This window comes from Cloacibacterium caeni (genome assembly GCF_907163105.1).
GTDB lineage: Bacteria > Bacteroidota > Bacteroidia > Flavobacteriales > Weeksellaceae > Cloacibacterium > Cloacibacterium caeni_A.
This window is the reverse complement of sequence record NZ_OU015321.1, coordinates 1385666-1398929: the sequence shown is the minus strand read 5'-3', so window position 1 is coordinate 1398929 and position 13264 is coordinate 1385666. Positions and strand designations below refer to the sequence as shown.

10 protein-coding genes are annotated in these 13264 nt (G+C 32.7%); 5 read left to right on the top strand and 5 right to left on the bottom strand.

The window, feature by feature from the left end; genetic code table 11:
- Positions 1–12: 12 nt before the first annotated feature.
- Positions 13–1056, bottom strand: a complete 1044-nt coding sequence (gene aroB, locus KKQ76_RS06360; RefSeq protein ID WP_213196316.1) for a 3-dehydroquinate synthase — start codon at positions 1054–1056, stop codon at positions 13–15.
- Between the two features lie 183 nt (positions 1057–1239).
- Here aroB and KKQ76_RS06355 point away from each other — a divergent pair, with 183 nt between their 5' ends.
- From KKQ76_RS06355 to kbl, 4 genes are all read left to right on the top strand, one after another.
- Entirely contained in the window at positions 1240–2412 is a 1173-nt protein-coding gene (locus tag KKQ76_RS06355) for a proline dehydrogenase family protein (protein ID WP_213196314.1), read from the top strand.
- 259 nt (positions 2413–2671) lie between these two features.
- Positions 2672–5110, top strand: coding sequence for a replication restart helicase PriA (gene priA / locus KKQ76_RS06350; protein WP_213196312.1), 2439 nt, complete (start codon positions 2672–2674; stop codon positions 5108–5110).
- 115 nt (positions 5111–5225) lie between these two features.
- Positions 5226–6671 carry a D-alanyl-D-alanine carboxypeptidase/D-alanyl-D-alanine endopeptidase gene (gene dacB / locus KKQ76_RS06345; RefSeq protein WP_213196310.1) on the top strand — a complete coding sequence of 482 codons (1446 nt, stop codon included), beginning with the start codon at positions 5226–5228 and terminating at the stop codon, positions 6669–6671.
- A 150-nt stretch (positions 6672–6821) separates the two neighbouring features.
- Positions 6822–8018 (top strand): glycine C-acetyltransferase, encoded by a 1197-nt coding sequence (gene kbl, locus KKQ76_RS06340; RefSeq protein WP_213196308.1) that lies wholly within the window; start codon positions 6822–6824, stop codon positions 8016–8018.
- 490 nt (positions 8019–8508) lie between these two features.
- Here the strand turns inward: kbl and KKQ76_RS06335 are convergent, their stop codons facing one another.
- Genes KKQ76_RS06335 through KKQ76_RS06320 form a run of 4 tightly spaced genes read right to left on the bottom strand, consistent with a single transcriptional unit; the run spans position 8509 to position 12333 of the window.
- Positions 8509–8970: a hypothetical protein gene (locus KKQ76_RS06335; RefSeq protein ID WP_213196307.1), complete on the bottom strand. Its 462-nt coding sequence runs from the start codon at positions 8968–8970 to the stop codon at positions 8509–8511.
- Positions 8971–8997: 27 nt separating this feature from the next.
- On the bottom strand, positions 8998–9300 hold the full coding sequence (locus KKQ76_RS06330) for a nucleotidyltransferase domain-containing protein (protein WP_069797291.1): 303 nt from the start codon (positions 9298–9300) through the stop codon (positions 8998–9000).
- Positions 9300–9764: a nucleotidyltransferase substrate binding protein gene (locus KKQ76_RS06325; protein ID WP_213196306.1), complete on the bottom strand. Its 465-nt coding sequence runs from the start codon at positions 9762–9764 to the stop codon at positions 9300–9302. The genes KKQ76_RS06330 and KKQ76_RS06325 overlap by 1 nt, the downstream gene beginning before the upstream one ends.
- A 28-nt stretch (positions 9765–9792) precedes the next feature.
- Positions 9793–12333 carry a hypothetical protein gene (locus KKQ76_RS06320; RefSeq protein WP_213196305.1) on the bottom strand — a complete coding sequence of 847 codons (2541 nt, stop codon included), beginning with the start codon at positions 12331–12333 and terminating at the stop codon, positions 9793–9795.
- Positions 12334–12509: 176 nt separating this feature from the next.
- Here KKQ76_RS06320 and KKQ76_RS06315 point away from each other — a divergent pair, with 176 nt between their 5' ends.
- Entirely contained in the window at positions 12510–12941 is a 432-nt protein-coding gene (locus tag KKQ76_RS06315) for a DUF4268 domain-containing protein (RefSeq protein WP_213196304.1), read from the top strand.
- Positions 12942–13264: the final 323 nt, after the last annotated feature.

Sequence of the window (13264 nt, the reverse complement as noted above, 5' to 3'; positions counted from 1 at the left end):
GTTTTTATTATGTTATGCATTGATGTTTCTGTAATACTCTAATGCTTGTTCTATATGCTCTTGACTTACTTTGTAGTCATAGTTGCATTTGCCTAAACCTTCTAGAATAGAGAAATTAATCTTTCCATGGTCATTCTTTTTGTCATTGAGCATCAGTGAGATTATCTCTTCATTGCTAAATGCAGAAATCGAAATATATGGATAGTATTTTTGAATATTTTCAATAATGTGTTGTGCTTTTTCTGGTGAAATAAGATTCTCTAACTCCGAAATTTTAGTTTCGATAATCATTCCGAGCGCTACTGCTTCACCATGTGGAATGACATGATGTGTTTTCAGGCAAAGACTTTCCACAGCGTGACCAATGGTGTGACCAAAATTTAATATTTTTCTAAGACTTTTTTCTTTGTAATCTTTTACCACCACATTTTCTTTAATCATCATAGAGTTTTCGATATGCGGAGAAATATTTTCGGGTGTAAGTTCTTCTATGGTAATGAGATCATTCCAGTGAGAAACATCTGCAATTAATCCATGTTTCAGCATTTCTGCAAAACCACTTCTTAACTCTACAAAGTCCAGCGTTTTTAAAAATTCTGGATAAACCAAAATATGCTCTGCTTCAGCAAAGGTTCCCACAATATTTTTAAGATATTGGTGGTCTATTCCTGTTTTTCCTCCAATAGAAGCATCACACATCGCTAGAAGTGTAGTGGGAATATTGATGAAAGAAATTCCTCTCTTATAAGTAGAAGCTACGAAACCGCCCAAATCGGTAATCACGCCACCTCCTAAATTGAGAAGCAATGATTTTCTATCCGCTTCAAAATCTGATAAAATCTCCCAAAGTTGTACCACAGTAGAAATATTTTTAGCATCTTCTCCTGATTCTATTTCTATAATTTCAAAGTGAATATCGGTATCTAGATTTCCTAAAAGTGTAGGGAGGCAATGTTGATGAGTGTTTTCGTCTACCAATATAAATATCTGACTAGGATTTTTTTCTTGTATAAACGTATTAAGTGCTGAAAATTCTGAGTCTAAAATAGAAAGCATGCTAAAAATTTTTGCAAAAATAACAATAAAAAGCACACCAAATTTTTGGTGTGCCGTGATTTTTGTCTTGTATAACAAAATTATTCTATACAAGTGTTTAATTATTAGACCTGTAAAAATCATTTAATTTATATTTTAGTAATTGCATAACAATCATTAAATTTGGGCTTCAAATAATTATATATGTCAATTTTCAATGATACTAAAATTGCTTTTGCTGAAAAGTCAACAGCGCAACTAGAAAAAGCCAAGTGGATGTTTACCGCTATTAAATATCCAAGTCTTACGAATGTGGGAATTAACGTTTTGAATTTCACCATTAAAAACAATTTTCCTTTGGTAACAGATTTGGTGAAAACTACATTGTTTGAACAATTCTGTGGTGGCGAAACTCGTGAACAAAGCATGAAAGTGGTAGACAAAATGTTTAAGCATCATGTAGGAAGCATTTTTGATTATGCCATTGAAGGAAAAGAAGAAGAAGCGGCTTTTGATACAACTTGTGAAGAAATTAAAGAAAACATAAAGTTTGCAATTGGTAATCCTGCGATTCCTTTTGTGGTTTTTAAACCAACAGGTTTCGGTAGATTAGATCTTTATGCAGATGTTTCAGCGGGAAAAGAATTAACCAGTTCTGAAAAAGAAGAATGGCAGCGTGTAAGAAACCGTTATGAAGAAGTTTGCAAAATGGCTTATGACAATAAGGTAATTCTGATGATTGATGCAGAAGAATCTTGGATGCAAGATGCAGTAGACCATTTGGTAAACGAAATGATGGAGAAATACAACAAAGAGAAAGCCTACATCTGGAATACGATCCAAATGTACAGAACGGGAAGATTAGAATATATGGCTCAAGATTTAGAGCGTGCAAAATCTAAAAACTACTTCTTGGGATATAAATTTGTTCGTGGTGCATACATGGAAAAAGAAAGAGAGCGCGCTGCTGAAAAAAATTATCCAGACCCAATTCAGCCAACCAAAGAAGCTACCGATGATAATTATAATGCAGCAGTAGATTTTGTTTTAGAAAATTTAGATAGGGTAGCAGCGTTTTTTGGCACGCATAACGAGAAATCTACAGAATTAGCGATGGATAAAATGCAAGCCAAAGGTTTACCTCATGACCACGAAAATATCCATTTCGGTCAGTTGTACGGAATGAGTGATAACATTACCTATTACCTTGGCGAGAAAAAATACAATGTAACCAAGTATTTGCCTTACGGTCCAGTGAAAGATGTAGTGCCTTATCTTACCAGAAGAGCGCAGGAAAACACTTCTGTGGCAGGACAGACAGGTCGTGAACTATCATTAATCCAAAAAGAGTTAGAAAGAAGAAGAAAAGAAAAGTAATTTTTTCAGAAATTTTTCAAAATATCAATACAAGCGGATGTCACTTTAAGCGTAGTCGAAAAGTAGTCCGCTTTTTTTATGAATTTGGTTATCAGCTTTAGCTAAAACTTAATTCTCTTAATTCATTTATTAAATTTAAATTAAAGGAAACTTCGCGCTCTTTGTGTAAAAACTTTGCGACTTTGCATGAAAAATCAATTCTAAAATCCGTATTTTTGTAAAAATCATCATCAAATCGTCAAATCAACACATCGCCGCATTGACTTTCGCACAAATTATTCTACCACTTAATCTCAAAGGGACTTTTACTTACAAAGTTTCCGAAGAATTTTTGTCGAAAATCGAAGTAGGAATGCGTGTTTTGGTTCCTTTTGGTGGAAAAAAAATCTATACAGGAATCGTTGCAGAAATTCATCAGAATGAACCTGAAACATTTTTGCCAAAAGAGATTCATTCATTGCTAGATGCAGAACCGATTGTTCCAAAACAGCAGTTAGAATTTTGGAATTGGCTTTCGGAATATTATCTCTGTAATATTGGCGAAATCTATCGTTTTGCGTTTCCAAGTTCTTTAAAATTAGAAAGTGAAACCTATCTGAAACGAAATCCGAATAAAGAAATAGACTGGGAAGTTCTAGACGCCAATGAAACCTACTTGTTGCAGGCTCTGGAAGTGAAAAGCCTCGTTAGTTTGTCTGAAATAGAAGCTTTTATTCCTAAAAAAGAAATCGTGAAAACGGTAAAAGCGCTCATAGACGAACAACTGATTTTAATAGACGAAAAAATCTACGAAAAATATAAAGCCAAAGAAGTAGCTTATCTTAAAATTGATGAAAATATTCTCGGCAATCTGTCAGAAATTCTGCAAAGTTTAACCAAAGCCAAAAAACAAAAAGATTTGTTTTTAACCATTTTGGAGGCTCAACAAACACAAAATCAACCGCTGCGAAAGTCTCAATTTTTTGAAAATGGAGTTTTCAATGCTTCGCATTTAAGAGGTTTGGTGGAGAAAAATTTGGTGCAAGAATATTACCTTCAGAAAGATAGAATCGAAACGTATGAAGGCGAAATAGAAAATCTGGAAAAACTTTCGGAAGTTCAAGAAAAAGCTTTAGCAGAAATGAATGAAGGTTTCCGTGAAGGCAAAAATGTTTTGCTTCATGGTGTTACCAGTTCAGGAAAAACGCATTTGTATCTGGAAAAAATAGAAGAAACCATTGCTAATGGTAAAAATGTGTTGTTTCTGCTTCCAGAGATTGCGTTGACCAAACAAATTATCCAAAGATTAGAAAAAAAATACGGAAAACAACTCGGTTTTTATCATCAAAAACTCACAGATTTCGAAAAGGTAGAAGTTTGGCGAAAAGTCAAAAATAATGAGATTAAAATCCTCATCGGAACCAGAAGTTCGCTGTTTCTTCCGTTTCAGAATTTAGGCTTAATCATCATTGATGAAGAGCATGATGCTGCTTACAAACCTCGTGAAGTAAAACCTTTTTTCAATGCCAAAGATGCCGCTTTGGTTTTGGCAAATTATTATCAAGCGAAAGCGATTTTGGGTTCTGCAACGCCTTCAGTAGAAAGTTATTACGCCGCCAAAAATGGTAAGTTAAAATACGTTTTCTTAGGAGAAAGATTTGGAGAAGTGGCTTTGCCAAAACATGAAATCATAAATTTCAAAGAAGCTCAAGAATCGAAACTTTCAGTAGGTCATTTTTCTCAGCATTTAATTGATAAAATTTCTGAAAATTTAGAAAATAAAAAGCAAACCATCATTCTGCACAACAGAAGAGGTTACGCAAACGTGGTAGAATGCGAAAGTTGCGGTCATGTTACCTATTGCAGCAATTGTGATGTGGTGATGACTTATCATAAATCTACCAATGAGCTGAAATGCCATTACTGTGGTCACAAAGCGCAAAAACCTAAAATCTGTCCGAAATGCCAAAGTACAAACCTCAATACTCGTGGAATTGGCATAGAACAGATAGAAGAAGAAACGCAGAAAATCTTTAAAGAAGCACAAGTAGAGAGAATGGATGTAGACAGTATGCGTAAGAAATTTGCCTACGAAAAACTCTACGAAAAAATAGAATCTGGAGAAGCCGAAATTGTGGTAGGAACGCAAATGATTTCTAAAGGTTTGGATTTTGATAATATAGAATTAGTGGCGATTCCTAAAGCAGATGCACTGTTGTATGTTCAGGATTTCAGAGCAGAAGAAAGAGCCTATCAATTGATTACGCAAGTTTCGGGAAGAGCGGGTAGACACTCTGGAAAAGGTAAAATTTATATCCAGACTTATAATCCTTATCATCCACTCTTTGAACTGATTAAAGAAGAAAATTCCGCAAAAATTTATGAGCATTTCCTCAAAGAAAGAGAACAATTTTTGTATCCACCTTTTGTGAAATTGGTTCTAATAGAACTCAAACATAGAAAAGAAGAAAAATTACAGAGAGCTTCTCAGTTTTTAAGTTCGGTTTTGCAAAAATATTTGCCTTTGCCATGTATTTTAGGGCCAGAAAAAGCACCGATTGGTAAAATAAATCTCTTGTATCAATATCAGATTTTGCTCAAATTACCAAGAGGCAAAAAGTACCAAGAATACAAGGATTACGTGCTGAAATCTCTCGAAGAATTCGAAGAAATTACTGCTTATAAAAGCATCAAAATAGATACGTTTGTTGATTTTTAACAAATTTTAACAATTCTTGGGACAGTTTTAGCTATACAAGAAGAATAGGAAAAGGCAATAATTTATAAATTTGTCCCGTTAGAATATTGAAAATCTGATTATTATAAAGTCTAAAATGAGAGAATTGAAAAGAATAGTTATAGCTGCAACTGTGCTTATGCAAACCGCAGTTATTGCCCAAACTTCATCAGTTTCTTCTAATATATATACCGAAAAAAGTGGAATAGGAAGTGCTGGAATAGAAAAACCCGTGCTTTCTCCCAAAGAACAATTAGAAGAAAATATAGAAAAAATGAAAAAAGACCCTCTTTTGCGCAACGCAACTTGGGGTTTTGTAGTGTACGATACCAAAAAGAAAGAAGTAATCACCGGTTATAATGAAGACAAACCTTTGATTCCAGCTTCTACTACTAAATTGCTTTCTACCGATGCTTCTATGGCGCTTTTGGGAGGAAGATTCAAATGGATTACTCAATTAGAATATTCTGGAACCATTGATGAAACGGGAACGCTTAACGGAAATCTTTTCGTGATTGGCAGTGGTGATCCTTCTATGGGAACAGGAAAAGCAGGAGCGTGGTCTTATTCTCAAATCATCAGCGATTATTTAGCTAAAATTTCTGAAGCGGGAATTAAGAAAATTAATGGAGATATTGTAGTGCAAACTGCTGTTTTTCAAGATGTAAGATTAGAATTGCCCGAAAAAATAGTTTGGTTAGAGCATAACAATTACTATTTACCAGTAGGAAATACGAATAACATCAACCCAAAAAACGAGAGAATTGCCGTAAAAGCAAAATCTGTTTTTGACACTTCAAAAAGATATTTTTACGTTTCTCCTTATATGCACAAAATGGCTTTCACCGAAAAATTTGAAGCCAATAATTTAATTACGAAGATTCCAGCAGCTCCAGCGTTATTAGCCAATAATCTTAGAGCGAGTTTGATTAAAAATAGAATCCCTATTTCTGGAAAAGTCATCAATAGAGTGACTGACCCAAATCCTGAAGAAAGACAGTTTTTAGCGAAATATTCTTCGCCTACAATGGTGGATATTATTTACTTTACCAACCAAAAAAGTGATAATGCTTTAGCAGAATCTCTGTTGAAAACGGTAGGTTTTTACAAAACAGGAAATGTTTCTTTAGAATCGGGACGAGAAACCATCGTGAGACATTTAGAAGAAAAAAGATATGATTTTGATGGCTTAGTTTTAGCGGATGGAAGTGGTTTGTCGAGAGCAAATAAAGTAAAACCGATTTCTCAGGTGAAGTTTTTGGCAGATGTAATGAAAGAAAAATATTATGATGATTTCCTTAAATCTTTGCCGATTGCTGGAGAAACAGGAACACTGAGAAGAATGTTTAAATCGGGTAATAATTATGGTCAAATTTTTGCCAAAACAGGAACACTTAATGGGGTGAAATGTTTGGCAGGTTACATTAAAACAAGAGATGGAAGAATTCTTTCTTTTTCTTTGCTAATTAACGGTTATTTAGGCTCGGTAGACCAAATAAAAGCCAGAATGGAACAATTGCTAGAACCTGTGATAGATTTGTAGTAAATATGAAGATTTTTCCCATCCTTTAGGATTTTGAAGGAATGAAAAATTTTAGAATTTCAAAGAAACCAACACTTAGAATATGTCGGCAAAGCCTTCTTTTATGAAGGCTTTTTTTATTACATTTGTGAAAATCAAAAAATCTAAAAAATGATTTCAGAAAAATACCTTAAACACTTACAAAACGAGCTAGAAAATATCGAAAATGACGGATTGTACAAGCGTGAAAGAATCATTACTTCACAACAATCTGCAGAAATTGTAGCCAATGGAAAATCATTATTGAATTTCTGTGCCAATAATTATTTGGGACTTTCTAACCATCCAGAAGTGATGAAAGCATCTCAAGATATCATTGCTTCTCATGGTTACGGAATGTCATCGGTACGTTTTATCTGCGGAACTCAGGATATTCATAAAGAATTAGAAGCGAAAATTTCTGAATTTTTAGGAACAGAAGATACCATTTTGTATGCTGCAGCTTTTGATGCAAATGGTGGGGTGTTTGAACCGCTTTTCACTGAAGAAGATGCTATTATTTCAGATGAATTAAACCACGCTTCTATTATTGATGGAGTTCGTCTTTGTAAAGCAGCGAGATACAGATATAAAAATAATAACATGGAAGATTTAGAAGCACAACTTATTGAAGCTTCTAAACAAAATCACCGTTTTAAAATCATCGTAACAGATGGAGTTTTCTCAATGGACGGAATCGTGGCAGATTTAAAAGGTGTTTGCGATTTAGCAGAGAAATATGATGCGTTGGTAATGGTTGACGATTCTCACGCAACAGGTTTCATCGGTAAAACAGGTCGTGGAACGCATGAAGCCAATGAAGTGATGGGAAGAGTAGATATTATTACTTCTACCTTAGGAAAAGCTTTGGGTGGCGCTCTTGGAGGTTTTACTTCGGGTAAAAAAGAAATTATCGACATGCTTCGTCAGCGTTCGCGTCCGTATTTATTTTCAAATTCTCTAGCTCCAGGAATTGTAGGAGCGGCTTTGAAAGTTCTAGAAATGCTTTCTAAAGATACTTCACTTCGTGATAAAGTCATGGAAAACGCAGAATATTTCCGTACGGAAATGAAAGCCAAAGGTTTTGATATTCCTGATGGTGATGCGGCGATTGTTCCGGTAATGTTGTACGATGCTAAATTGGCCCAAACTTTTGCAGAAAAAATGATGGAAAACGGCGTTTACGTCATTGGTTTCTTCTATCCAGTCGTTCCTAAAGGAAAAGCAAGAATTAGAGTTCAGCTTTCTGCGGGACATACCCGTGAACATTTAGATAAAGCAATTACTGCTTTCGAAAAAGTAGGAAAAGAATTAGGCGTAATTTCTTAAAAATTTAGATTCTTTAAGAAAGTTGCGGAGCAACGAACGATACATAAGCATCGGAATTCATTCTGATGTAAAATATAAAAATCAATGAAAGCGGACTTTAGTCCGCTTTTTTGTTTTAAAAAATTCTTTGGCTTTAGCCTAAACTTAAATTTTCCTCTCGCAAATTGTGCAGATTTTGCTGATTATTATAATTTGCTAAATTTGAAAGAGTTTTCAATATTTACCGTTCCGTAGGAACGTAATGTGTGTAGAAAATCAGAAACAATAAAATGCGTTCAGTAAGAACGCTATGTTTTTCTATAGTCCGCTTTTTTGTTTTGAAAATTCCTTTGGCTTTAGCCTAAACTTAAATTTTTCTCTTGCTGATTTAACCGATTTAACAGATGATTAAAAATAAAATCTGCTTAATCTGCACAATCTGCGAGAGTTTTTTACTATTTAAAAAAGAGAAGTTTATCAATAGAATTGGAGTTTAAAAAATCCGCTTTTTTTATTCTCTTTTATTAGGATTGATGGGCTTTTCTTTGGTGATGACCATTCCGCTAATATAGTTTCGGTCTTGGTAAATCCAAACGCTTAAAAATTGAATATCAGGATTCTTTTCTGTTTTTGCATTGAAAATAAACAATTCTACAGGATCTGTTGTCAATGAAGTTTTATGGATATAAGCAGAATTAAAATCTTGCAATTCTATTTTTCCTAAATCGGTTTCGTTTTTTTGACAGATTTCACTTAATTTTTCCTCTAAAAACATCTCAAATTTCTTCGCAACATTGAATTTTTCAAAAGAAGTATAGTTTTTATTTTCACATTTATTGAGAAACTCTTGAATGAAATTTTTGGCAATGGTTTGTCTTTCTGTATTGATGTTTTTATCTGAAATTTTCTTGTAAAAACTTTGAGCAGAAAGCAAAGAACTGAAAAATAAGGCAATAATGATGAGGTTTTTCATGGTAATTAGTTTTTTGTGAAAAAGTTTTTATTTTTTATAAAATATGATGCCACATCTCTTAATATGTTCTTTTACTTCTTCATTTTCAATGTTTTTATAAATCAATAAATCAAAAGTATAAGGTAATAATAAATTATCTAATTCAATATTGATTTGATTTAAAATTCTAAGATTTATGTTACCAAAAATCACCAAATCTATATCAGAGTTATTACGGTAATTTCCTTTGGCTCGTGAACCAAAAATAATAACTTTTTCTATCTCTTGATTTTGAGAAAAAATTTTGTGAATATTTTCAATTTCGGTATCTAAAAGTCCAAATTTCATCATTAAAACAAATCTATTTGTTTATTTCGGTCTAATTTTTCTTGCATTGTTTTCTTAAAATCTTCAAATGCATCATAATATTGATTAATGATTGCTGCATAGATTTCTTCTGCGGTTTCTTTGTCATACGTGTGAGAAGTTCTATTTCTGTTCTGTATCATTTCCATCCAGAGATGTCCATTTTTTATTAAATTCATTTTAAATGCTTCTCTGGTTGCATCTCTAGAACCTCCTATTTCTGTATTTCCTTGATAATAGGCATAATCTTTCATTACGTTCCATGCTAACTCATGAGTATATTCAAAACGTTGGATTAATCCTTCTTTCATCATTTCATCTAATACTTCATCTAAATTATCTTCCTCATTTTGATAATCTTCTCTAATGTATTCTATTGATTGCTGAAGTTTTTCTAGCGCTTTTTTATAATTAGAAAAACGCTGAATCCATCTTATATCTCTTTCCATATTACAAATGTAATTAAAAATTTAAGTCTTATTCTTTCAAGAAACCATATTCATAGACTTTTGGTTCTATTTTTTTGGCTAGAATTTTTAGAGCAGAACGTAGTTCTGCAATGAGTCTCATATACGTTTCATCATCACTTTTATTGTTCATCTTTCCTTTTTCGTTGCGTCCTTGGAAATGTTCGCGAATATCGTATAAACTTGCATTTACGTTATAAACACCCCGTCTTCCAACTGCGTTGGAATCCACCCCTCTGAAAGAGGGGAATTCTTGAGTGTGATAATATTTCCAAAGATTTCTACCCGCATCAAAAACAAGTTTAGCTTCTTCTGAAAATTGCAATCTTGTAGACAACCCTTTCAGAGTTTCAAACTCTGAAAGGGTTTCTTGTTGTGAAAATAAATCTACATTTTGATTTTCTATTTTCACTTTTCCAGCGATAAAATCGGTCATAAAATTGCTTTCGAACTTGCTTCTTGCATTTACTTCTAATTCTGTAAATGGAATCCAGTGGTTGGTTCCAAATTGTGATTGTATATTATTAGAAAACAAGGTAAAAGCCAAACAATCATTCTGAAAGTCGGAGTCCGACTCCCATTTATCATTAGGAAATAGAAATTGGTCTCTGTCATTAAGCCAAGTGGCTTCTATACAATGACGAACTGCAAAGTAGATTGAAATTTCAGTTAAATTTTTATCAGTTACCCAACTTCCACGAGGATGTGGTAATTGATTTTTATCATTTATTATAAAGACAAAATTTACATTTTGAAAGTCATTTCCTTTAGCAGAAATATATGCAATGTTTTTCTCATTAATTCTATTTCTTGTTGTTATAAGCCAATCATTTATTGATTTAAAATTCGAATTATTAGAAATTCCTTTTTTTTCGATAAAATTTCCAAAAGAATCGTAAACATCGGCTTGAATGTATTCAAAATTCTCATATTTTTCAGAATTCCATAAAAAGAAACCTATTGGAAATTTACCTTTAACGTTATCAAAAGTGTTGGCGGGGACGATAAAAATTTTCTCTAGCTTCGCTCGAAATTCATTCCTGAAATCTGAGAAGTTTGGAGCTTGCAGAATTTTCAAAGTTGAAAATTCTGCAAGCTTTGAGCCTAAGATTTCTTTATTTATTCTTATGAAAAACTGAGCGAAAAGTTCTCTTCCTCCAATTCCAATTTTATTCTGATATTTTTTATAAACATTAGTAGTTACGGCAACATCTGTTTTATTTTTACCTTTTCCAGAAACAGTTTCCATACTTGCTGCTTCCGCATAAGGAGGATTAATATACACCACCAATTTTTTTCGTTTTTCTTCGTCTATAATGATGTTATACAAATCATCGGGTAATTTTCCGCCTTTAGATTTTGGCAGAAATTCGTCATTCAAGAAATCAAACTGAAATACATAATCGTGCAATAGCAAAGCGCCGTTTTCAATACGTTCGTGCATAGCATTTACATCAGATTGGTCTAGTGTAGAAGCAAAAATGTGATATTTATTAGTAAGACCAGCTAATAAATTTCCTGTTCCAGCAGCACAATCCCAAACATAATATTCTTCTTGCCAATCTTCGCCCAAAACATCGGCTATATATTTTTGCGAAAGTTCTACCCAAATTCTTGGTGTAAAATAAGCACCTTTTCTCTCTCTAATATCTTGCGGAACGAGTAAGTCTTTTCTTTCTAAAATATATTTTTGAAATTCTTCAAGAGGCGGTCTTTTGTATTTTTTCCAAAATTGTTCGTAAGGTTTTTTATCCTTAAAAGGAATAGTAGCATTAAACAAGGATTTCAGATTTTCTTTGGCAATTTCGTAATGTCCGTTTTTAAAAACTACAAAAAGATTTTCAGAAATTGGCGTATCATCTTCTATTACAGGAGTTCCTTTGTCATCTACAAATAAATCTGCTAAAAAAAAACTATTGTCTAAAATGTTTTGTTTTTTGCCATCTTCCCAATTAAAATCTATATAAGGTTTTACTTGTTCTACCCAGCGTAAATAGATAGGGACAAAATTGTTTTTATTAATAAGAATTTTGCCAGATTCTGTAGCCTTTGCGAGATTATTTTTAATGAAAAATTTAAGTTCTTTTTCATCTTTTAGAAAATCATACAAATAATCATTTTTGTCTAAAGATTTTTGAACACGTTCTCTAATAATTGAAAATTCTTTGGTGTTTTGGTTACTACTGGTAACATTCCAATTAAAATCATTGAGCGAGAAAATATCTAATACTGCATTATAAGGAATAAAAGCAATCTTTTTACCATCAAAAGCACCTAAAAAAGCAGGGGGTAAAGTTTTGTCAAAAGTTCTAGCTTTACCAATAGTGAGAATTAATTGTGCAAACATAGAAATCACATCATAATCTCCAGTTTTAGCTTCTGCCCAAAGTAAATTTATATCATCAAATAATTTAGTTTGTTTTGGATTTTTGTTTTTAGGGGTTACACAGAAATCTATGTTTCCTAAAATTTTAGTAGTATCAAAATCACCAAAAAAATCTTGTCCTACTTTGTTCTTAACTTCTTCTTCACGAATATTTGCGTATTTCATTTGTTGATTATTATTTTTTTTATGGTCAAATGCAATCACTTATTACAAGCGTTTTTGATTTTGAACATTAATAAAAGTGATTTCATGGTTTATAAAGTAATTCTTAAATCCAAATATACAAAAACACTCGCAAATTTTCCCTATTTTCGCCAACTCATAACTCATAACTCAATCAAATGTTCAGCAAAGAAGAAGCTGCTAAAATAAAAAAGGAATTTTGGACCAGTTTCGGCAAGTCGTTTCCGAAGAAATGGATTTTGTACGATACTAAAATCAAAGACTTCGCTTTTAAATTCTATTGTGATAACAAAAAAGCCGAAGTTTCTATAGACATTGAAATGAAAGATGAAATCTTCCGAAATGCTTATTACGAGAAGCTTTGGTCTCTCGAAGGAATTTTAGAAGATGAACTGAAATGCGAGGTGTATAAAGACGAATTCTACGTCTTAGAAAACGGAAAAGTGATTTCTAGATTTTGGGTAGAAAAACATGGCGTTTCCATCTACAATAAAAACACTTGGCGAGAAATTTTCGAATTCTTTGTCGAAAAAATGACCGCTTTTGAAATGGTGTATTATGAATATGAGGAGTTTATAAAAGATGTGTAAAAGAATCAAGTAAAAAGTAAAAAGAGCCAAGTGAAAGTCCCCAAAGTATTCACATGGTTTTTAAGTTTTTAAAGTATATAAAGACGCTTCGTTTTTTTTAAACGAAGCGTCTTGTTTTATCTCAAAAAAATCTTTGCGACTTTGCGTGAAAAACTATCACAAAGTTCTCAAAGGCATCACAAAGTTCACAAAATTAAGATTCTTGAGACGCTTTGCTTTTCAAAGCTCACTTTTAATTATTATACAAAAAAATCTGCGAACTCTGTGTTAAATAAAATCTTTGCGACTTTTCGTGAAAAAATGCTGTGAAAATCTGTGTAATC

Excerpts from the sequence above, each read along its gene's own strand:
- aroB (WP_213196316.1), bottom strand. The coding sequence starts at position 1,056 with ATGCTTTCTATTTTAGACTCAGAATTTTCAGCACTTAATACGTTTATA.
- KKQ76_RS06355 (WP_213196314.1), top strand. The coding sequence starts at position 1,240 with ATGTCAATTTTCAATGATACTAAAATTGCTTTTGCTGAAAAGTCAACA.
- dacB (WP_213196310.1), top strand. The coding sequence starts at position 5,226 with ATGAGAGAATTGAAAAGAATAGTTATAGCTGCAACTGTGCTTATGCAA.
- kbl (WP_213196308.1), top strand. The coding sequence starts at position 6,822 with ATGATTTCAGAAAAATACCTTAAACACTTACAAAACGAGCTAGAAAAT.
- KKQ76_RS06335 (WP_213196307.1), bottom strand. The coding sequence starts at position 8,970 with ATGAAAAACCTCATCATTATTGCCTTATTTTTCAGTTCTTTGCTTTCT.
- KKQ76_RS06330 (WP_069797291.1), bottom strand. The coding sequence starts at position 9,300 with ATGATGAAATTTGGACTTTTAGATACCGAAATTGAAAATATTCACAAA.
- KKQ76_RS06325 (WP_213196306.1), bottom strand. The coding sequence starts at position 9,764 with ATGGAAAGAGATATAAGATGGATTCAGCGTTTTTCTAATTATAAAAAA.
- KKQ76_RS06320 (WP_213196305.1), bottom strand. The coding sequence starts at position 12,333 with ATGAAATACGCAAATATTCGTGAAGAAGAAGTTAAGAACAAAGTAGGA.
- KKQ76_RS06315 (WP_213196304.1), top strand. The coding sequence starts at position 12,510 with ATGTTCAGCAAAGAAGAAGCTGCTAAAATAAAAAAGGAATTTTGGACC.